This is a genomic window from Mesorhizobium sp. M0045 (assembly GCF_040323385.1).
Lineage (GTDB): Bacteria > Pseudomonadota > Alphaproteobacteria > Rhizobiales > Rhizobiaceae > Mesorhizobium.
Genome location: NZ_JAMYUY010000069.1, coordinates 1 through 938, shown reverse-complemented (window position 1 = coordinate 938; position 938 = coordinate 1). Strand labels below are relative to the sequence as shown.

The following is a 938-nucleotide window of genomic DNA, read 5'->3' as shown; positions in this document are numbered from 1 at the left end:
TCGTCCTTGGTCAGGATGTAGGCTTCGGCAACGAACTTCTTGTGCGGCTTGACGGTGCCGGGCTTGGCCAGGACCTGGCCGCGCTCGACGCCTTCACGGTCGACACCGCGCAGCAGCGCGCCGATGTTGTCGCCCGCCTGCCCCTGGTCGAGCAGCTTGCGGAACATCTCGACGCCCGTGCAGGTCGTCTTGGTGGTCGGGCGGATGCCGACGATCTCCAGCTCCTCGCCGACCTTGACGACGCCGCGCTCGACGCGGCCGGTCACCACCGTGCCACGGCCCGAGATCGAGAACACGTCCTCGATCGGCATCAGGAACGGCTTGTCGAGCGGACGAACCGGCGTCGGGATATAGGCGTCGACCTGAGCCATCAGTTCGCGAATGGCGTCCTCGCCGATCTTCTTGTCGCTGTCTTCAAGGGCGGCAAGCGCCGAACCCTTGACGATCGGAATGTCGTCGCCGGGGAACTCGTTCTTGGTCAAAAGCTCGCGCACCTCGAGCTCGACCAGCTCGAGCAGCTCGGCGTCGTCGACCTGGTCGACCTTGTTCAAAAACACCACGATCGAGGGCACGCCGACCTGGCGGGCCAAAAGGATGTGCTCGCGGGTCTGCGGCATCGGACCGTCGGCGGCCGACACCACCAGGATCGCGCCGTCCATCTGCGCGGCACCGGTGATCATGTTCTTCACATAGTCGGCGTGGCCGGGGCAATCGACATGGGCATAGTGGCGGTTGGCGGTCTCGTATTCGACATGCGCCGTCGAAATGGTGATGCCGCGCGCCTTCTCTTCGGGCGCCGCATCGATCTGGTCATAGCGCTTGTATTCGCCAAAATACTTGGTGATCGCCGCCGTCAGCGACGTCTTGCCATGGTCGACGTGACCAATCGTGCCAATGTTCACATGAGGCTTAGTGCGCTCGAATTTACCTTTTGCCAT

General features: G+C 63.2%; 1 protein-coding gene. It reads right to left on the bottom strand.

Translation table 11 applies throughout. The features are described from left to right. Window positions 1–938: elongation factor Tu (gene tuf / locus NKJ72_RS30895; RefSeq protein WP_352480798.1), on the bottom strand; the 938-nt coding region annotated here is incomplete at its 3' end.